Annotated in this window: 18 protein-coding genes and 2 tRNA genes; 8 read left to right on the top strand and 12 right to left on the bottom strand. The window is 72.8% G+C overall.

The genetic code is table 11. The features are described 5' to 3' along the window. The gene (leuC, locus tag IE331_RS05125) at positions 1-1,422 is read right to left on the bottom strand and encodes a 3-isopropylmalate dehydratase large subunit (RefSeq protein WP_192141082.1); all 1,422 of its coding nucleotides are present in this window, start codon (positions 1,420-1,422) and stop codon (positions 1-3) included. A gap of 88 nt (positions 1,423-1,510) precedes the next feature. Between leuC and IE331_RS05120 the strand changes: the two genes are divergently transcribed. Further along, positions 1,511-2,233: an IclR family transcriptional regulator gene (locus IE331_RS05120; RefSeq protein WP_107700199.1), complete on the top strand. Its 723-nt coding sequence runs from the start codon at positions 1,511-1,513 to the stop codon at positions 2,231-2,233. Between the two features lie 16 nt (positions 2,234-2,249). Here IE331_RS05120 and IE331_RS05115 read toward each other — a convergent pair whose 3' ends face one another. From IE331_RS05115 to IE331_RS05105, 3 genes are read right to left on the bottom strand one after another with little or no spacing between them, the layout of a single operon-like run. After that, positions 2,250-3,014, bottom strand: coding sequence for an SGNH/GDSL hydrolase family protein (locus IE331_RS05115; protein WP_192141080.1), 765 nt, complete (start codon positions 3,012-3,014; stop codon positions 2,250-2,252). Positions 3,015-3,055: 41 nt separating this feature from the next. Then, complete coding sequence (locus IE331_RS05110; RefSeq protein WP_192141078.1) at positions 3,056-3,538, bottom strand: methylated-DNA--[protein]-cysteine S-methyltransferase; 483 nt, start codon at positions 3,536-3,538, stop codon at positions 3,056-3,058. 1 nt (position 3,539) lies between these two features. After that, complete coding sequence (locus tag IE331_RS05105; protein ID WP_192141076.1) at positions 3,540-5,039, bottom strand: DNA-3-methyladenine glycosylase 2 family protein; 1,500 nt, start codon at positions 5,037-5,039, stop codon at positions 3,540-3,542. Between the two features lie 114 nt (positions 5,040-5,153). Between IE331_RS05105 and IE331_RS05100 the strand changes: the two genes are divergently transcribed. Next, on the top strand, positions 5,154-5,558 hold the full coding sequence (locus IE331_RS05100; protein WP_201931094.1) for a universal stress protein: 405 nt from the start codon (positions 5,154-5,156) through the stop codon (positions 5,556-5,558). A 122-nt stretch (positions 5,559-5,680) separates the two neighbouring features. Here IE331_RS05100 and IE331_RS05095 read toward each other — a convergent pair. The 5 genes from IE331_RS05095 to IE331_RS05075 form a co-directional block, all read right to left on the bottom strand. Further along, positions 5,681-5,753 (bottom strand) — tRNA-Glu (locus tag IE331_RS05095). Between the two features lie 79 nt (positions 5,754-5,832). Further along, positions 5,833-5,904 (bottom strand) — tRNA-Gln (locus IE331_RS05090). Positions 5,905-5,949: 45 nt separating this feature from the next. Next, positions 5,950-6,972, bottom strand: a complete 1,023-nt coding sequence (locus IE331_RS05085) for a CPBP family intramembrane glutamic endopeptidase (RefSeq protein WP_201931086.1) — start codon at positions 6,970-6,972, stop codon at positions 5,950-5,952. Then, entirely contained in the window at positions 6,969-8,486 is a 1,518-nt protein-coding gene (gene gltX, locus IE331_RS05080; RefSeq protein ID WP_192141074.1) for a glutamate--tRNA ligase, read from the bottom strand. The genes IE331_RS05085 and gltX overlap by 4 nt, the downstream gene beginning before the upstream one ends. After that, on the bottom strand, positions 8,483-9,295 hold the full coding sequence (locus tag IE331_RS05075) for a fumarylacetoacetate hydrolase family protein (RefSeq protein WP_192141072.1): 813 nt from the start codon (positions 9,293-9,295) through the stop codon (positions 8,483-8,485). Before IE331_RS05075 ends, gltX begins: the two co-directional genes overlap by 4 nt. 38 nt (positions 9,296-9,333) lie before the next feature. Between IE331_RS05075 and IE331_RS16455 the strand changes: the two genes are divergently transcribed. Next, positions 9,334-10,386, top strand: coding sequence for a hypothetical protein (locus IE331_RS16455; RefSeq protein ID WP_201931084.1), 1,053 nt, complete (start codon positions 9,334-9,336; stop codon positions 10,384-10,386). A gap of 34 nt (positions 10,387-10,420) precedes the next feature. Next, positions 10,421-12,016 carry a Na+/H+ antiporter NhaC family protein gene (locus tag IE331_RS05060; RefSeq protein WP_192141070.1) on the top strand — a complete coding sequence of 532 codons (1,596 nt, stop codon included), beginning with the start codon at positions 10,421-10,423 and terminating at the stop codon, positions 12,014-12,016. Between the two features lie 32 nt (positions 12,017-12,048). On the opposite strand, the gene IE331_RS05055 is transcribed toward IE331_RS05060, so the two are convergent. Next, positions 12,049-12,618 (bottom strand): TetR/AcrR family transcriptional regulator C-terminal domain-containing protein, encoded by a 570-nt coding sequence (locus tag IE331_RS05055; RefSeq protein ID WP_192141068.1) that lies wholly within the window; start codon positions 12,616-12,618, stop codon positions 12,049-12,051. A 107-nt stretch (positions 12,619-12,725) separates the two neighbouring features. On the opposite strand from IE331_RS05055, the gene IE331_RS05050 reads away from it, so the two are divergent. From IE331_RS05050 to IE331_RS05040, 3 genes are read left to right on the top strand one after another with little or no spacing between them, the layout of a single operon-like run. Beyond that, positions 12,726-13,337: a biotin transporter BioY gene (locus IE331_RS05050; protein ID WP_192141066.1), complete on the top strand. Its 612-nt coding sequence runs from the start codon at positions 12,726-12,728 to the stop codon at positions 13,335-13,337. Then, the gene (locus IE331_RS05045; protein ID WP_192141063.1) at positions 13,334-14,023 is read left to right on the top strand and encodes an energy-coupling factor ABC transporter ATP-binding protein; all 690 of its coding nucleotides are present in this window, start codon (positions 13,334-13,336) and stop codon (positions 14,021-14,023) included. The genes IE331_RS05050 and IE331_RS05045 overlap by 4 nt, the downstream gene beginning before the upstream one ends. 19 nt (positions 14,024-14,042) lie before the next feature. Beyond that, the gene (locus IE331_RS05040) at positions 14,043-14,657 is read left to right on the top strand and encodes an energy-coupling factor transporter transmembrane component T family protein (protein WP_192141061.1); all 615 of its coding nucleotides are present in this window, start codon (positions 14,043-14,045) and stop codon (positions 14,655-14,657) included. Between the two features lie 98 nt (positions 14,658-14,755). Here the strand turns inward: IE331_RS05040 and IE331_RS05035 are convergent, their stop codons facing one another. Next, positions 14,756-15,304: an NAD(P)H-dependent oxidoreductase gene (locus tag IE331_RS05035; protein ID WP_192141059.1), complete on the bottom strand. Its 549-nt coding sequence runs from the start codon at positions 15,302-15,304 to the stop codon at positions 14,756-14,758. 100 nt (positions 15,305-15,404) lie between these two features. Between IE331_RS05035 and IE331_RS05030 the strand changes: the two genes are divergently transcribed. Next, positions 15,405-16,001, top strand: coding sequence for a TetR/AcrR family transcriptional regulator (locus IE331_RS05030; RefSeq protein WP_201931082.1), 597 nt, complete (start codon positions 15,405-15,407; stop codon positions 15,999-16,001). A gap of 69 nt (positions 16,002-16,070) precedes the next feature. On the opposite strand, the gene cimA is transcribed toward IE331_RS05030, so the two are convergent. Further along, complete coding sequence (gene cimA / locus IE331_RS05025) at positions 16,071-17,663, bottom strand: citramalate synthase (protein WP_192141057.1); 1,593 nt, start codon at positions 17,661-17,663, stop codon at positions 16,071-16,073. Positions 17,664-17,688 lie beyond the last annotated feature (25 nt).

Raw genomic sequence — 17,688 nt, 5'->3', positions numbered from 1 at the left:
TCAGTCGTCTCCCTCGGTGGTCGGGCCCAGGTCTGCGGGCGAGGACAGGGTGCCGCGGACCGCCGTCGCGGCCGCGACCGGCACGGACACCAGGTGGGTGCGACCGCCCTTGCCCTGACGGCCCTCGAAGTTGCGGTTGGAGGTCGAGGCGCTGCGCTCCTGGGGGGCCAGCTGGTCCGGGTTCATGCCGAGGCACATCGAGCACCCGGCACCCCGCCACTCGGCTCCCGCCTCCTTGAACACCAGGTCCAGTCCCTCCTCCTCGGCCTGCAGCCGGACCCGGACCGAGCCGGGGACGACCAGCAGCCGGGTCCCGGCGGCGACCCGGTGACCGCGGATCACCTCCGCGGCCAGTCGCAGGTCCTCGATCCGGCCGTTGGTGCACGAGCCGACGAAGACGGTGTCGACGCGGATGTCGCGCATCGGCGTGCCGGCGGTCAGGCCCATGTACTCCAGGGCCTTCTCGGTGGCGACCCGGGCGTTCGGCTCCTCGAAGTCCTCGGGGGCCGGCACCGTGCCCCCCAGCGGCACGCCCTGACCGGGGTTGGTGCCCCAGGTCACGAACGGCGTCATCGTCGAGGCGTCGAGCACGATCTCCTTGTCGAACGTGGCGTCGTCGTCGGTGACCAGCGTCCGCCAGTGCGCGACGGCGGCCTCCCAGTCCGCGCCGCGCGGCGCCTCGGGGCGGCCCTCGATGTAGGCGAAGGTGGTCTCGTCGGGGGCGATCAGGCCGGCCTTGGCGCCCCACTCGATGGACATGTTGCAGACCGTCATCCGGCCCTCCATCGACAGCTCCTCGATGGCCTGCCCGCGGTACTCCACGATGTAGCCCTGGCCGCCGCCGGTGCCCGTGTGCGCGATGAGGGTGAGGACCATGTCCTTCGCGGTCACCCCGGCCGGGAGGCTGCCGTCGATCGTGACCGACATCGTCTTCGGCTTCGCCTGCATGAGGGTCTGCGTGGCCAGCACGTGCTCGACCTCCGACGTGCCGATCCCGAACGCGATCGCGCCGAAGGCGCCGTGGGTGCTGGTGTGCGAGTCCCCGCAGACGATCGTCATCCCCGGCTGGGTCAGGCCGAGCTGCGGACCGACCACGTGCACGATGCCCTGCTCGACGTCGCCGAGCGGGTGCAGCCGGACGCCGAACTCCCCGGCGTTGCGGCGCAGCGTGTCGACCTGGGTGCGCGAGACCGGGTCCGCGATCGGCTTGTCCCAGTCGAGGGTGGGGACGTTGTGGTCCTCGGTGGCCAGCGTCAGGTCCGGGCGGCGGACCTCCCGGCCGGCCAGGCGCAGACCCTCGAAGGCCTGAGGGGAGGTCACCTCGTGGATGAGATGGAGGTCGATGTAGAGCAGGTCCGGCTCGCCCTGCGCACTCCGGACGACGTGCTCGTCCCACACCTTCTCCGCCAGGGTCCGACCCATGACTCCTCCTGCATCCCGCTTCGACTGGATCCTCAGGTCACACATGCTAGCGCTTGCATCCCATGATCTGAGACGGCAGTATTGCCATATGGACAACACTAGCGGAGTCGGAGTGCTCGACAAGGCCGCCCTGGTGCTCGCCGCCCTGGAGGCCGGGCCGGCGACCCTGGCCGGACTCGTCGCCGGCACCGGGCTGGCCCGGCCCACGGCGCACCGTCTGGCCGTCGCCCTCGAGCACCACCGCCTGGTCGCACGCGACCTGCAGGGACGCTTCGTGCTGGGTCCGCGGCTGGCCGAGCTCTCCGCCGCGGCCGGCGAGGACCGGCTGCTCGCCGCCGCCGGCCCGGTCCTGGCCCGGCTCCGGGACATCACCGGCGAGTCGGCCCAGCTGTGGCGGCGCCAGGGCGAGCACCGGGTCTGCGTGGCCGCCGCCGAGCGGCCCAGCGGGCTGCGGGACACCATCCCGGTCGGCTCCCAGCTGACGATGCGGGCCGGTTCGGCCGCCCAGGTGCTGCTGGCGTGGGAGGACCCCGAGCGCATGCACCGGGGCCTGCAGAACGCCGCCTACTCGGCGACCGCGCTGTCCGGGATCCGGCGCCGCGGCTGGGCCCAGTCCGTCGGCGAGCGGGAGCAGGGCGTGGCCTCGGTCTCGGCACCGGTCCGCTCCCCCAGCGGCAAGATCATCGCGGCCGTCTCCGTCTCCGGCCCCCTGGAGCGGCTCTCCCGCCAGCCGGGCCGGATGCACGCGCCGGCCGTGCTCGCCGCCGCCGAGCGGCTCTCGGAGTCGCTGCGGAGGGCCGCCGCGGAGTAGTGGGCCGGGTCCGGGCCTACCCGGACGTCGGCACCTCGCCCAGCACCCGGTGGATCCGCTCGGCGAACGCCGCGTGGAGTCGCTCCGAGGGATGGAAGCCGTCCACGGCGAACGGGTCGGGGACGACGAGCAGGTCGGGGTCGTCGAGCTCGACCCGGCGCACGGCGGGGAACCCCGTGGCCACCCTCCGTCCGATGCCGTCCAGACGCCGACCGCGCGCGCCCAGGACGTGCCGCAACGGCGCGGGCAGCGCCACGAACCGGTGCAGCGGCGGGATCCCCAGCAGCACCACCGGCGTGCCCGGGGCGGCTCGGGTGACGCCGTCCAGCAGCGCCGTGAGCTCACGCCTCCAGCGCCGGACCGAGTGCAGGTTCTTGGTGTCGTTGACCCCCACCGAGACCACCACGGCGTCAGCCGTCGCGAGGTCGCCGCACTCCTCGGCGGCCGCGAGGACACCGGCCGCGGTCAGCCCGGCGCCGGCGACGACCGAGCGCCGTACGCACCTGCTCCCGGACGTCGGCCCCATCGTCGAGCCGGACGTCGAGCCGACCAGGCGCTCGGCGAGGAGGCCGGCCAACGACACCCCGTGGTGGGGAACGCCGACCCCCGCGGCGACCGAGTCCCCGAGCACCACCAGGTGCCAGGGCGGGTCGGCGGGTCGCCCGTGCCGGCCGTCCGGCTCGACGGCCGCGGGCAGGCACGCGATGCGGGCCCGCACCCGTCGTCCCTGTCCGGCCAGGAGCGCCGCGAACAGGCCGGCGCCCAGGCCGACCGACAGCACCCCACCCGTGACGGCCCGTGCACGGGGGTCGGCCGGCCGGCTCAGAACAGCGACTCCTGCTCGAGGTCCAGCAGGGTCTGCTTGCGCTCCAGCCCGCCGGCGTACCCGGTGAGCGTGCCGTTCGCCCCGATCACCCGGTGGCACGGGATCACGATCGGGATCGGGTTGCGGCCGTTCGCCAGTCCGACCGCTCGGGACGCGGCGTTGGTGTGGCCGAGCCGGTGCGCGATCTCGCCGTACGACGCGGTGCGGCCGTAGCCGATCTCCAGCAGCTCCTTCCAGACCCGCTGCTGGAACTCGGTGCCGACCGGAGCGAGGGGCAGGTCGAAGACGGTCAGCTCCCCCGCGAAGTACGCCGTCAGCTGCCGGACGGCGCGGTCCAGGAGCGGGTCGTCGTCGGCCCGCGCACCGAGCGGGCGGCCGTCACCGGGCGGGTGGAACGGCGCGAACTCGATCGCCGCGAGCGATCCGTGCCGCTCGACGATCCTCAGCTCCCCCACGGGGGACTCCATCACGGTCCACATCTCAGCACTCCTCGGTGTCGGCGGTGGTCTCGGGCATCAGGGTGTTCCACAGGTGCATGAGCGCGTAGGAGCGCCACGGGCGCCAGGCCTCGGCCAGCGCTGCGGGATCGGCCGACCTGGGGCCCTCGGGCGTCGGGTCACCCAGCCCGCGCAGCGCGTTGCGCACACCGATGTCGGTGGGCAGGAACACGTCGGGGTGGGCGAGGGCCCGCATGGCGACGTAGTCGGCCGTCCAGGGTCCGATGCCGGGCACCGCGACCAGGCGGCGGCGTACCTCGTCCCGGTCCGGACCACGGTCCAGCGACAGGTCCCCGTCCGCGATCAGCCCGCAGAGGGCCACCAGCGCCCGACCGCGGGAGCGCGGCATCGGCAGCTCCTCGGGTGCCAGCGCGGCCAGGGCGTCGGCCGTCGGGAAGAGGTGGGTGAGCCCGGGGACGCGGGTGTCGACCGGCCGGCCGTGCGCTGCCACCAGGCGGCCGGTGACGGTGCGCGCCCCCGCGACGCTGACCTGCTGGCCGATGACCGTGCGGATCGCGGTCTCGTCGCCGTCGACCTGCCCCGGGACCCGCAGCCCCGGGGTGGCGCGCACCAGCCCGCCGATGACCGGGTCGCCGGCGAGGTGGTCGTCCACCGCCAACGGGTCGCAGTCGGCGTCGAGGAGCCGGCGGGCCCGCTCGACCGCGGCCGAGGTGTCGCGCAGGTCCTCGAGCCCGAGCGTGGCCCGGACGAAGGCGGTCTCGCCCGCGACGCGGTGGTCGGCCAGCTCCAGGCGCAGCGTGCCCGGGCCGTGCGGCAGGTCGAGGGTGCGGGCGTACCACCCGTCGCCGGCCACCTCGACCCCGGTGACGACGTGGTGGGCCAGGAAGTCGAGCAGGGCGCGGCCGGCGAACGGGGTGCGGACCGCCAGCCGGAGCGTGAGCTGGCCCGACGTGGCGTCCCCTCCCCGCCGGCCGCGCAGACGGGTGGGCGAGGTCGCGTAGACCTCGCGCACGGTCTCGTTGAACTGGCGGACGCTGGAGAAGCCGGCGGCGTGGGCGACGTCGGCGAACCCGAGGCCGGTGGTCTCGATGAGCGTGCGCGCGGTCTGGGCGCGACGTGCCCGGGCCAGGGCCAGCGGCCCGGCTCCGAGCTGCGCGCTGAGCAGCCGGCTGAGGTGGCGTGGCGTGTAGCCGACCCGGGCCGCCAGTCCGTCGACGCCCTCGCGGTCCACGACACCGTCCGCGATCAGCCGCATGGCCCGCCCCGCGACGTCGGCGGCCACGTCCCAGTCCGGGCTGCCCGGGGTGGCGTCGGGGAGGCAGCGCTTGCAGGCCCGGAAGCCGGCGGCCTGGGCCGCCGCCGACGTCGGGTAGAACCGCACGTTGCGCAGCGCGGGGGTCCGCGCCGGGCAGGACGGCCGGCAGTAGATCCCGGTGCTGGTGACCCCGGTGTAGAAGACGCCGTCGAAGCGCCGGTCACGGCTCTTCACCGCGCGGTAGCAGGATTCCGGGTCGTGGTGCATGACCCCATCCTGCCTCACGTCCTCGGCTCGCTCTCGCGGGAATCGGACACGGCCGCGGCCGTTCTCGACAGGGATGCGATGCTGGTGCTCCGGGCGAGGCGAGAGGTGGGCACTGTGGGAACGACGATCGTGGTGGGCTACTCCCCCGACCCGCCCGGCACGGCGGCACTCGACGCGGCCCTCGAGGAGGCCCGGGTGCGCGACGCCCGGCTGCTCGTCGTCAACGCCACCCGCGGCGGCGCCCTGGGCGACGACACCTACGCCTGCGCCGAGGACCTCGAGGCACTCGAGCGACGGCTCGCGGAGTGTGGCGTGGCCGGGGAGGTGCACCAGCCCATGGGGCGCGACGTCGCCGAGCTGATCCTGGCCGCCGCCGAGGAGGCCGACGCGGCCCTGCTGGTCATCGGCGTCCGCCGTCGCTCCGCGGTCGGCAAGCTGCTCCTCGGCTCGGTCTCCCAGCGGGTGCTGCTCGGTGCCGAGTGCCCGGTGCTCGCGGTGAAACCGCCACTGGCCGGCTGACCCGCCCGGCCCGTTTGTGACCGGGGTGCGCGACCTGTCAAAGAGCCGCAATTGCGGCCGAATGACACTGTTCTGCGCCAGAAATGCGACGAACGGCCGCAATTGCGGCCGTTCGACACTCGTACCCCCGACCGGATTCGAACCGGCGCTACCGCCTTGAGAGGGCGGCGTGCTAGGCCACTACACAACGGGGGCGTCGCTGCCTGGGCAGCGGGCGAAACTCTAGCGAAGGCCGGGAGTCGCACCAAATCGGGGCCTCACGACTCCGATCTCGCTGGGATACAAGGACTCGAACCTTGACTAACTGGACCAGAACCAGTCGTGCTGCCAATTACACCATATCCCACTGTTTCGGCCCCGCGACGAACGCCGTCAGGACCGGGGAGAAACCTTACACGCGACGCCGGGAGGCCACCAAAACGGTCGGGTCCGCGGTCCGCGCCAGGCCCATCCGTCGCGCCACGAGCAGTGCCAGCCACAGGTAGACCAGCGACTGGGTGAGCGTCACCGGGATGCTCCACCACGTGCCACCGGACGGGGTCAGCACCTCGCTCATGTCGCCGAACGAGAGCGCGAACGAGAACGCCAGCCAGTTGTTCAGCACGTGCATCGCGATGCCCGCCTCGAGTCCGCCGGTCCTGATCACGAGGATCCCGGCCACCACGCCGAAGGCGAAGCGGTCGAAGAACACCGGGGCGCTCTGGGCCCCGTGCGCGAGCGCGAAGAGCACCGCCGGCCCGAGCACCGCGATCCAGGTCCCGAAGAGGCCGCCGAACACCTGGGTCAGGTAGCCGCGGAACGCGTACTCCTCCCCCGCCGCCTGGAGCGGGGTCAGCAGCAGTACGACGAGCGCGAACTGCTTCGTGGTCGTGTCGAAGTCGTTGATCCTCGTGGAGATCTCGTCGGTCGGCTGGGACGGCAGCAGCAGGCTGACCACCACGGTCGCGATCAGCGCCAGCACCGCGACCCCGAGGCAGGCGAGGAGGTAGCGCCACCTCATCCGCGGCATCACCGAGGTGAGCCACCTCGGCCTGAGCCCGTGCAGGACCCGGGTCAGCAGGAACGTGATCGGGATCAGCGCCGCCAGGGTCACGTTGATGAACGCCAGCGCGAACGGCGTGATGTCGGTGAGGTCGAACAGCCGCAGGAACTCGTCGATCACCGGGCCGTCCTGGGTGATCAGGTAGAGCAGGACGCCCACCTGGAGCACCGCCGGGACCACCAGCAGGGCCAGCAGGGCCATCGCGGCGACGCCGACGATCGGGCGCCACCAGCCACGGCGGCCCGCGCGGTGCAGCTCGTGGTAGGCCAGCGGCTCACCGGGCGCCTCCGGCGACATCGGCCCGTCGGCGCCCGGGCCACCCTGCCACTGCTCCGGCTCCGGCGCCGGGTAGGGCGTGTAGGGGTGGCTCACGACGCGAGCGCGCTCTCGAGGCGGGCCAGGCTGCGCTCCCGGCCGAGCAGCTCCAGCGACTCGAACAGCGGCGGGGAGATCCGCCGGCCGGTCACCGCCACCCGGACCGGGCCGAAGGCGTTGCGCGGCTTGAGTCCGAGACCCTTCACGAGGGCGGCTCGCAGCGCCTCCTCGATGGCGGTCGTGCTCCACTCCGGCAGGGCCGCGAGCGCGTCGTACGACGCCCGCACGACGCTCCTGCCGTCCTCGGTGAGCACCTTCTCGACATCGGTCTGGTCGCGCGTGAACGAGTCCTCCGCGACGAACAGGAACGCGAGCATGTCCACGGACTCGCCGAGCGTGTTGATCCGCTCGTGCACCACCGGCATGGCCGCCTCGAGCAGCGTCCACTGCTCCTCGGTGATCGGGTCCTCCACCAGCCCGGCGCGGGTGAGGAACGGCACCACCCGCCCGGTCATGTCCTCCAGCGAGATCAGCCGCATGTGCGAGGCGTTGATGGCCTCGCACTTCTTCAGGTCGAAGCGCGCGGGGTTGGGGTTGACCCGCTGGATGTCGAACGCCTCGGCCATCTCGTCCATCGTGAACACGTCGCGGTCCTCGGCGATCCCCCACCCCAGCAGCGCCAGGTAGTTGAGGATCCCCTCGGGCAGGAAGCCGCGGTCGACGTACTCGGACAGACCGGAGCCCAGATCCCGCTTCGAGAGCCGCTTGTTGCCCTCCCCCATGACGATCGGCAGGTGGCCGAAGCGGGGTACGCCGCGGCCGAGGCCGAGCTCGTGCAGCGCCTCGTGCAGGACGATCTGACGGGGGGTGCTGGAGAGCAGGTCCTCCCCGCGGAGCACGTGGGTGATCTCCATCAGGGCGTCGTCGACCGGGTTCACCAGGGTGTAGAGCGGGTCGCCGGTGGCGCGCAGCAGCGCGAAGTCGGGCACGTTCTCCGGCAGGAAGGTGACCTCGCCCCGCACCAGGTCGGTGAACGTGATCGGCGCGTCCGGCATCCGGAACCTGAGCACCGGCGGGCGCTCCTCCTCGTTGAAGGCGAAGCGCTGCTCCGGGCTGAGGTCGCGGCAGAACCCGTCGTAGCCCATGGTCTTGGAGCCCGACGCCTTGCGCCGGGCCTCGACCTCGTCGTTGGTGCAGTAGCAGTGGTAGGCCTTGCCGGCCGACCGCAGCCTCTCGGCGACCTCGGCGTAGGTCTCGAAGCGCTCTGACTGCTGGTAGGGGCCGAACTTGCCGCCCACCTCGGGGCCCTCGTCCCAGTCGATGCCGAGCCAGCGCAGGGAGTCGAGGATCGAGTCGTAGCCCTCGGCGGTGTTGCGGGCCAGGTCGGTGTCCTCGATCCGCAGCACCATCGTGCCGCCGAAGTGGCGGGCGAAGGCCCAGTTGAACAGGGCGCTGCGCACGTTGCCGACGTGGATGAAGCCGGTGGGGCTCGGGGGGAACCGGACCCGCACGTCCTCCGGGGCGAGGCCGCCCAGGACGGGGTCGGCGCCGGTGCTGTCGGTCGGGGTCATGAGCGTCGTGCCACCTTGTTCGTCAGAGTGCCGATGCCGGCGATGGAGACCTCGACCTCGTCGCCGACGTCCATGGGGCCGACGCCCGCGGGGGTGCCGGTGAGGATGACGTCGCCGGGCAGCAGCGTCATGACACCGGACACGTGCGCGACCAGCGTCGGGATGTCGAAGATCATGTCCTTGGTCGTGCCGTCCTGGACCAGGTCGCCGTTGAGGTGCGTCTGCACGGCGACCCCGTCCGCGAAGGCCTGCGGGTCCAGGTCGGTCTCGACCCACGGCCCCAGCGGGCAGAAGGAGTCGAACCCCTTCGACCGGGTGAACTGGACGTCGGATCGCTGCAGGTCTCTCGCGGTCACGTCGTTGCCGATGGTGTAGCCGTGGATCACGTCGGTCGCCTGCTCCGGCGGCACGTCCCGGCAGATCCGGCCGATCACCACCGCCAGCTCGCCCTCGTAGTGCAGGTCCTGGGTCTGCGGCGGGTAGAACACAGGGTCGCCAGGACCGACCACGCTGGTGTTCGGCTTGAGGAACAGCAACGGCTCCTTCGGCGCCTCCTGCCCCATCTCGGCGGCGTGCGCGGCGTAGTTGCGGCCGATGCCGACCACCTTGCTGCGCGGCAGGACCGGCGCCAGGAGCCGCACGTCCTCGACCCTGTGCTCGGTCTCGAGCAGCTTGACGCCCACGTAGAGCGGGTCGCCGGCGAGCGCGACGATCCGCGCGTCCTCGTCGGGCTGGCCGAACTCGTCCAGCTCGCCGGTGAGCACGCCGTACTGGGGCTCCTCGCCTGTGGTGAATCTGCAGATGCGCACGCGCCGAGCCTATCCGCACCGCCTCGTAGGATCGTCCGGTGGACCTCACCGTGCTCGACCGCCCCACCTGGACCTCCCGTGCCGCCGCGCACGAGGCCCGGGTGGACGAGCTGGTCGCGCCGCACCTGGCCCGGCGCCGGTCGGGGCGCAAGCACCCGGTGCACGACTTTCTGTTCACCTACTACTCGCAGCGGCCGGCCCAGCTGCGACGGTGGCACCCCGGCTTCGGGGTCGCCCTGGCCGACGCCGAGGAGTACGCCGACCGCAAGGGCTACGCCCCGGTCGAGGAGGTCGCCCAGCACCCCCCGGCGGTCGAGGAGGTCGCCCAGCACCCCCCGGTGGTCGAGGAGGTCGCCCAGCACCCCCCGGTGGTCGAGGAGGTCGCCCAGCACCCCCCGGTGGTCGAGGAGGTCGCCCAGCACCCCCCGGTGGTCGAGGAGGTCGCGCAGCGACCGTCTCGAGACCACACCGTCTCCCCCGCCCACGTCGCGGGCCAGGCCCGGCTGCTCACCTCCCTGCACGCGCTGCTCACCGCGACCGCGGGCCGGACCCCCCAGCTGGGCTGCTTCGGCCTCCACGAGTGGGCGATGGTCTACCGCGCCGACGAGACCCGCCACGACTGGCCGCTGCGGCTGAGCCCCGAGGGCACCGACGCGGTCGTGGAGTCGCACCGGATCGGCTGCTCGCACTTCGACGCGTTCCGGTTCTTCACCCCGGAGGCGAGACCGCGCAACCGGCTGCAGCCGGGCCGCGACGACCGGGCGGCGTACGAGCAGCCGGGCTGCCTGCACGCCGGCATGGACCTCTACAAGCACGCCTTCCGGCTGACCCCGATGGTGGCGTCGGAGCTGGTCGCCGACTGCTTCGAGCTGGCCCGCGACATCCGGGTCCTCGACATGCGCGCGGCGCCGTACGACCTGACCGACCTCGGCTTCGAGCCGGTCCGGATCGAGACTCCCGAGGGCAAGCAGGAGTACGCCGAGGCGCAGCGTCGGTTCGCCCAGCGCGGAGCACCGCTGCGGCAGCGACTCATCGACGAGTGCCAGCGCCTGCTCGCGGTCGACTTGTCCGAGCGTTTCGCCCGGGCATAGCCTGAATCCCCCCTGGAAGAGGAGTGGGTCGGCGATGGAAGCATCGATCATCAGCATCATCCCGCCGGTCCTGGCGATCGTCCTGGTCATCACCACCCGCAAGGTGGTCCTCAGCCTGGGTCTCGGCGTGCTCAGCGCGGCGTTCATCGTCGCCGACTACGGCGTCCTCGAGACGCTGCGTCTGGTCTGGACGTCGTTCGCCGAGCTGTTCTGGGCGGACGGCGCCGTCAACACCGGCAAGGTCTTCATCCTCGTGTTCACGCTGGCCCTGGGCGTGATCGCCGCGCTCGTGCTGATGTCCGGCGGCAGCGCCGCCTTCTCCGACTGGGCCTCGAGCCGGATCACCACCCGGCGCGGCTCCCAGGGGCTGGCGGCGAGCCTGGGCATCGCGATCTTCATCGACGACTACTTCAACGCCCTGGCCGTCGGGCAGGTGGCGAGGCCGGTCACCGACCGCCTCAACGTGGCCCGCGCCAAGCTGGCGTACCTCATCGACTCCACGTCCGCCCCCGTGGCCGTGCTGGCGCCGTTCTCCAGCTGGGGCGCCTACATCATCGGCCTGATGGCGCCGATCGTGGGCGCCTCGACGTTGCAGGAGAGCGACGTCGAGGTGTTCATCAAGTCGGCCGGGATGAACTACTACGCGATCGCCACCCTGCTGGTCGTGCTGCTGGTCGTGGTGTTCCGGATCGACCTCGGGCCGATGCGACGCGAGGAGAAGCGGGCCCTCGTGGACGGCCACACCTACGACCGGGACGAGGAGATCCCCGGCGAGCTGGCCGAGGACCTGCCGGTCCACGAGCCGGGTGCCAAGCGGTCGCTGGTGGTGCCCTTCCTCGCGCTGGTGGTCGGCGTGGTCGGCGGCATGGTGTGGACCGGGTACGACGCCGGCGGCAGCTGGGCGGTCCTCGACATCCTGGCCAACGCCGATGTCACCGAGGCCCTGATCTACGGCGCCGTGCTGGGCCTGGGCAGCGCGCTGTACTACTACCTGCGCTACACCACCGAGAACCCCAAGTTCGGGTCGCAGACCCTGGGCCGCGGCGTCAGCGGCGGCCTCGCCTCGATGCTGCCGGCCGTCTACATCCTGCTGCTGGCGTGGATGCTCGGCGCGCTGATCGAGTCACTGGGGACCGGCGAGTATCTCGCCGGGCTCGTGGAGCGGGCCGACCTCGAGCCCCAGTGGCTGATCCCGATGATGTTCGTGATGGCCGGGGCGATGGCGTTCTCCACCGGCACGTCGTGGGGGTCCTTCGGCATCCTGCTGCCGATCGCCGGCACCCTGATGACCTCGGTCGGCGAGCCCACCCTGCTGGTCCCGGCGTTCGGGGCGGTGCTCGCGGGCGCCGTGTTCGGCGACCACTGCTCGCCCATCTCGGACACCACGATCCTGTCCTCGACGGGGGCCAGCTGCAACGTCATCACGCACGTCACGACCCAGCTCCCCTATGCGCTGTTCGGCGCGCTCGCGGCGCTGGTCGGCTACGTCGTCCTGGCCTGGACGGGCAGCGGCCTGATCGGCTTCCTCGGGGTCCTGGTGACGCTCGCGCTCGGCACCGCGGCGGCCCGGAGCCTGGTGCAGCCGCTGGAGGACGAGGTCACGGAACGGGCTCCGCAGCCGGCTCGCTGACCACGGCGCCGCGCCCGAGGTCCCGCGCGAGCTCAGCGGGTGAGTGCGTCCTGCGGGTGCCGGAGCCGGATCCCGTCGAGGATCAGGGCGAGGCCGAGGTCGAAGTCCGAGCCCGCCGGGGGGTCGGCGTCGATGGCGCCGGCGCTGCCGGCCTGCAGGTGGGCCTGCTCGTGGGCGGCGTGCCCGAAGACGTAGTGCAGCACGGTCGCGGCGGCGGTGCGGGCGAGCTCGTGCGGCAGGTCTCCGGCGTCGAAGGCCGCGACCAGCTCGTCGTACGGCGTCGCCGCGCCGAGGCCGAACGCGTGCGCGGTCGCCACGAGGTCGGCGCCGTCCCGGTAGGCGAGCATCGCATCCCGCAGCTCGACGGCCACCTCCACCGCCCGCTCGTCCCAGGTGGTGCCGCGCCGCGGCCGCCGTCCGCGGGCGAGGATCTCGTCGGCCACGGCGGCCAGCAGCGTCTGCTTGTTCGCGAAGTGGTGGTAGAGCGCGCTGGGGCGGACACCGAGCTCGGCACCGAGCCGGCGCATGGTCAGGTCGGCCAGGCCGTGGTCGTCGAGCACGACGAGGGCCTGGTCGATCACGTCCGGGCGATGGTGGCGCATGGGGCTCCTCGATGGGACCGCGTTGACGAAGCCGACTCGACGACCCTAACCTGAACGCCGTTCACCTGACCACCGTTCAGGTCGGTCCGTCCGAGAAGAGATGAGAGATGAGCACCCACTCCCCGCGCCGCAGCACCGGCACCGACATCGCCCTGATCGCCGGCTTCGCCGCCCTCATCGCGATCTGCGCGATCCTGCCCTCGATCAAGCTGGCCGGCCCGGTCCCGATCACGCTGCAGACGTTCGGCGTCCTGCTGACCGGCGCGGTGCTCGGCCCCCGGCGCGGCTTCCTGGCGGTCATGCTCTACCTCGCGGTCGGCGCCGCCGGGCTGCCGGTGTTCGCCGACGGCCGCTCCGGGTTCGGCGTCTTCTCGGGCCCCTCGGTCGGCTACCTGGTCGGCTTCCCGCTCGCCGCCGCCCTGTGCGGCTTCATCGTGACCCGCCTGCCCCGCAAGGCGATCCAGACCAACGTGCCGCTGATCTTCGCCGCGGGCCTGGTCAGCAGCGCGCTCTTCATCCACGTGCTCGGCATGGCGGGTCTGGTCTGGCGCGCCGACGTGACCTGGGCCGGCGCCTTCGACATCGACAAGGTGTTCTGGATCGGCGACATCATCAAGAACGTCGCCATGGCCCTCGTCGCGACCGCGGTGCACCGCGCCTTCCCGGACCTGCTGCACCGTCGCCCCGCGCCGCAGCCGGAGAGCGTCTCCACCGCGTGAGCACGATCGAGATCGAGGAGGTCACCGTCCGGCTGCCGACCGCCGACGAGGACCTGCTCGTGCTCGACCGGACCTCGCTGCGCCTCACCGAGCGCCGGGTGGCGCTGATCGGACCGAACGGCTCGGGCAAGTCCACCCTCGCCCGCCTGCTGAACGGTCTCGTGACGGCCACGACGGGGCGCGTGGTCGTCGACGGGCTCGACGTGGCGAAGCAGGGCCGTGAGGTACGCCGCCGGGTGGGGTTCGCCTTCACCGACCCGGCCGCCCAGCTGGTGATGCCGACGGCCGTCGAGGACGTCGCGCTCTCGTTGCGCCGCCTGCACAAGGACAAGCGGGAGCGGCAACGGGCCGCGCTCGCCGTCCTGGACGCCTACGGCCTGACCGGGCTCGGGGACCGCAGCGTCCACAGCCTCTCCGGAGGGCAGCGTCAGCTCCTCGCCCTGGCCGGCGTGCTGGCCACCGACCCCTCCATCCTGGTCGCCGACGAGCCGACCACCCTGCTCGACCTCGGCAACAGCCGACGCATCGCCGACCTGCTCTTCTCCCTCGAGCAGCAGCTGGTCCTGGTCACCCACGACCTGGACCTGGCCGCGCGCTGCGACCGCGCGCTGCTGGTCCACGACGGCCGGGTGGTCTTCGACGGACCCGCCGACGAGGCCGTCGCGACGTACCGGGCGATGGCGTGAGCGCGCACCAGGGCCGTCCATGAGCGGCGCGCTGCTGGGCAGCTACCAGCCGGGCGGCACCTGGCTGCACCGGCTGCCCGCCTCGGCCAAGCTGTGGGGACTGCTCGTGCTGGGCGTGGTCGTGGTCGCCGTGCGGGGGCCGGTGAGCACGATGCTCTTCCTCGCCGGCGCCCTCGGCCTGGTCGCCTGGTCCGGCGCCGGGCTGCGCCTGTTCCTCGGCGCGCTGCGCGGGATCCTGGTGGTGGTGGTGCTGCTCGGCGCCTACCAGGCGTGGCAGCACGGCTGGCCGCGCGCGGTCGAGTCGGTGGGCGACCTGGTGGCGCTGGTGCTGCTGGCGACCGTCCTGACCGTGACCACCCGGATCGACGAGGTGCTCGACGCGATCACCCGCGGGCTGCACCCGTTCGCTCGCCTGGGCGTCGACCCGGAGAAGGTGGCGCTGGCGTTCTCGCTGATGCTGCGGGCGATCCCGACGACGATCGAGATCGCCGACCAGACCCGCGACGCCGCGGTGGCCCGTGGACTGCAGCGCAGCCTGCGGGCCCGGCTGACCCCGGTCGTGATCCGGGTGGTCGCCCATGCCCGGGCGACCGGAGACGCGCTGCACGCCCGCGGCATCGGCGACGACGCCTGACTCCCCCGCCGACCCGTCGTTCGTGTCGGCCCCCAGCACGCCGACCCGTCGCTTGTGTCGGGCGCGGCTCGACACAAACGACGGGTCGGCGATACAGGTCAGGCCGCGGCGGCCTCGGGATCGTGGTCGGCGAGCGCCCGCACGGCGCCGAGCAGTCGGCCCACGACCTCCTCGTCGGCGAGGATGTCCCCGGCCAGGGCGGACTGGGAGACCTCGATGCCGTCCAGCACCTGCGCTCCCGCGATGCCCGCCGAGCGGCGGGCGTCGTCGTGCGCCCACTTGCCGCCGTACGGCGTGGGGGTGGCGCCGATCACCGCGAACGGCTTGCCGGTGAGGGCGCCGACACCGTACGGCCGCGAGAGCCAGTCGATGGCGTTGTTCAGGGCGGCCGGCATCGTTCCGTTGTACTCCGGTGTGACGACCAGGACCCGGTCGGCGTCGGCCACGCGGTCCCGCAGCGCGACCGCGGCGGAGGGGACCTCCTCGCCGTCGAGGTCCTCGTTGTAGAAGGGGATCTCGGCGAGGCCGTCGAAGATCTCGAGCCGGACGCCGTCCGGCGCCTGGGTGCGGAGGGTCTCGGCGATGCGGCGGTTGAGCGAGTCGGCGCGGAGGCTGCCGACGATGACGAGGATGCGGGTGTCGGACATGAGGTGCTCCAAGGGGTGGGAGAGGGTGTCGATGCGGGCTAAACGGACCACGGTCCGCTTGTATTCCGCCTCAAGAGACCGACACCGCTAGATTGCTTCCGTGCCCACGGAGATCGCCGTCCTCGGCGGCCCACCGCCGGAGCGGCGCGATGCCGCCCGCAACCGTGCGCGGCTGCTCGACGCCGCGCTGCGGCTGGTCGACGAGCGCGGGGCCGATCAGGTCACGATGGACTCGGTGGCCGCCGCGGCCTGCGTCGGCAAGGGGACGCTGTTCCGGCGGTACGGCAGTCGGGCCGGGCTGATGCTGGCGGTGCTCGACCACTCCGAGGCGGCGTGGCAGGCCGAGGTCATCGGCGGGCCGCCTCCGCTGGGACCGGGTGCACCCCCGATGGAGCGGCTGCTCGCGTTCGGCCGGTCCCGGCTCGAGACCAGCCTGCGGCACGCGGACCTGATCGCCGCCGCGTCCGGCGAGCACGGTCGCTCGCACGCCGCGGCGGCGTTCACCGTCCTGCACGTGCGCCACCTGCTCGCCGAGCTGGGCGTGCGCGGGGACCTGCCACTGCTGGCGACCGCGGTGCTGGCGCCGCTCGAGGCCTCGATCCTGGTGCAGCAGGTCCGGGTCGACCACCTGTCCGAGGGGCGGGTCCTCGCCGCCTGGTCGGACCTGGTCCGCCGCGTCTGTCGCGATCCGTTGTGACGGCCCGCGCCGGCCCGACACTGGCGACGGGTCGGCGGCTCTGGGGCCGACACTGACGACGGGTCGGCGTCAGGTGTGGTGCCGGCGCAGACCGAAGGTCATGCCGTCGAGCAGCGCGCCCCACGAAGCCTCGACCACGTTGTGGCCGACCCCCACGGTGACCCAGGAGGACGAGCCGTCCGTGGTCTCGATCAGCACCCGGGTGACCGCGTCGGTGCCGTGGCCCTGGTCGACGATCCGGACCTTGTAGTCGATCAGCTCGAACTTCGCCACCTCGGGGTAGGCCTGCCCGATCGCCAGCCGCAGCGCGTGGTCCAGCGCGTTGACGGGGCCGTTCCCCTCCCCCGCCACCACGATCCGGGCGCCGCCGGCGCGCAGCTTCACGGTCGCCTCCGAGGCCGCCTCGTCGCCGGGCTTGTTCTCGGTGATCACCCGCCACGACTCGATGTCGAAGTACGCCGGCCGCACCCCCTCGACCTCCTCGACCAGCAGCAGCTCGAACGACGCGTCCGCGGCCTCGAACGTGTACCCGCGGGACTCCAGCTCCTTGACCCGGGCGATCACCCGGCCGACCAGCTCCTTGCCCTCCTCGGTCTCCTGGTCGAGGTCGTAGCCGAGCTGCCGGCCCTTGAGCTCGATCGAGGCCCGGCCGGCCATGTCGGAGACCAGCAGACGCATGTCGTTGCCGACCGCGACCGGGTCGAGGTGCTGGTAGAGGTTCGGGTCCACCTTGATCGCCGAGGCGTGCAGGCCGGCCTTGTGCGCGAACGCCGAGGTGCCGACGTACGGCTGGCGCGAGGCGGACGGCACGTTGGTCACCTCCGCGACCGCGTGCGCGATCCGGGTCGCCTCGGAGAGCAGCCCGGTCGGGAGGACGGTCCGGTCCAGCTTCAGCTCGAGGTTCGCCACCACGGCGACCAGGTCGGCGTTGCCGGTCCGCTCGCCGTAGCCGTTGATCGTGCCCTGGACGTGGGTGGCGCCGGCGTCGACGGCGGCCAGCGTGTTGGCCACCGCGCAGCCGGTGTCGTTGTGGCAGTGGATCCCGACCCGTACGCCGGTGGCGGCGCCGACGTCGTGGACCACGTCCGCGACCCAGCCCGGCAGCATCCCGCCGTTGGTGTCGCACAGCGCCATCACCTCGGCCCCCGCCTCGGCGGCCGTCCGCAGCACCTCGAGGGCGTAGTCGCGGTTGTCGCGGTAGCCGTCGAAGAAGTGCTCGGCGTCGAGGAACACCGTCTGCCCCTCGGCGCGCAGGTGCGCGACGGTGTCCCGCACCATCGCGAGGTTCTCCTCCAGTGTGGTGCGCAGCGCCAGCTCGACGTGCCGGTCGTGCGCCTTGGCCACCAGCGTCACCACCGACGCCCCGCTGTCGCGCAGTGCGGCGACCTGGGGGTCGTCGGCGGCGGCGACGCCCGCCCGGCGGGTGGCACCGAACGCCGCGAGCCGGGCGTGCGCGAGGTCGAGCTCGGAGCGGGCCCGCCGGAAGAACTCGGTGTCCCGCGGGTTGGCACCCGGCCACCCGCCCTCGATGAAGCCCACCCCCAGCCCGTCCAGCTGGCGGGCGATGGCGAGCTTGTCGGCGACGGAGAGGTTCAGCCCCTCCTGCTGCGCGCCGTCGCGCAGGGTGGTGTCGTAGACGTGGAAGGAGCCTTGGAGGTCCATCTCGATCTCTCTCGTGAGCGGTGGC

This window comes from Nocardioides donggukensis (assembly GCF_014842875.1).
In the GTDB taxonomy this organism is placed as follows: domain Bacteria; phylum Actinomycetota; class Actinomycetes; order Propionibacteriales; family Nocardioidaceae; genus Nocardioides; species Nocardioides donggukensis.
Note: the sequence above shows the minus strand (reverse complement) of the source record. Positions and strands in the feature narration are given on the sequence as shown.

Coding starts and splice junctions, on each gene's coding strand:
- IE331_RS05060 (WP_192141070.1), top strand. CDS start 10,421: ATGGAAGCATCGATCATCAGCATCATCCCGCCGGTCCTGGCGATCGTC.
- gltX (WP_192141074.1), bottom strand. CDS start 8,486: ATGACCCCGACCGACAGCACCGGCGCCGACCCCGTCCTGGGCGGCCTC.
- IE331_RS05120 (WP_107700199.1), top strand. CDS start 1,511: ATGGACAACACTAGCGGAGTCGGAGTGCTCGACAAGGCCGCCCTGGTG.
- IE331_RS05055 (WP_192141068.1), bottom strand. CDS start 12,618: ATGCGCCACCATCGCCCGGACGTGATCGACCAGGCCCTCGTCGTGCTC.
- IE331_RS05040 (WP_192141061.1), top strand. CDS start 14,043: ATGAGCGGCGCGCTGCTGGGCAGCTACCAGCCGGGCGGCACCTGGCTG.
- IE331_RS05105 (WP_192141076.1), bottom strand. CDS start 5,039: ATGCACCACGACCCGGAATCCTGCTACCGCGCGGTGAAGAGCCGTGAC.
- IE331_RS05050 (WP_192141066.1), top strand. CDS start 12,726: ATGAGCACCCACTCCCCGCGCCGCAGCACCGGCACCGACATCGCCCTG.
- IE331_RS05035 (WP_192141059.1), bottom strand. CDS start 15,304: ATGTCCGACACCCGCATCCTCGTCATCGTCGGCAGCCTCCGCGCCGAC.
- leuC (WP_192141082.1), bottom strand. CDS start 1,422: ATGGGTCGGACCCTGGCGGAGAAGGTGTGGGACGAGCACGTCGTCCGG.
- IE331_RS05110 (WP_192141078.1), bottom strand. CDS start 3,538: ATGTGGACCGTGATGGAGTCCCCCGTGGGGGAGCTGAGGATCGTCGAG.
- cimA (WP_192141057.1), bottom strand. CDS start 17,663: ATGGACCTCCAAGGCTCCTTCCACGTCTACGACACCACCCTGCGCGAC.